This window comes from Halomonas lysinitropha (genome assembly GCF_902500215.1).
Classification (GTDB): Bacteria; Pseudomonadota; Gammaproteobacteria; order Pseudomonadales; family Halomonadaceae; genus Halomonas; species Halomonas lysinitropha.
In genome coordinates this window covers 1-232 of sequence record NZ_CABVOU010000058.1, presented here as the reverse complement: position 1 = coordinate 232, position 232 = coordinate 1, and the positions used below count along the sequence as shown (strand labels likewise).

1 rRNA gene is annotated in these 232 nt (G+C 56.9%); it reads left to right on the top strand.

Features of this window, described 5'->3' with window-relative positions:
* A 23S ribosomal RNA gene (locus tag HALO32_RS17850) occupies positions 1-231 on the top strand; the annotation flags it as partial.
* Between the last annotated feature and the right edge of the window lies 1 nt (position 232).

Genomic DNA, 232 nt, shown 5'->3' with positions numbered 1-232 from the left:
CTGTATTGCGATGGGGGGACGAAGAAGGCTAGGTGAGCCAGGCGTTGGTAGTCCTGGTGAAAGTCAGTAGGCTGGGGGATCAGGCAAATCCGGTCCCCCAAGGCCGAGAGACGAGACGAACTGACCACGGTCAGGAAGTCATCGATGCCACGCTTCCAGGAAAAGCCTCTAAGCTTCAGATACAGTGGGACCGTACCCCAAACCGACACAGGTGGTCAGGTAGAGAATACCC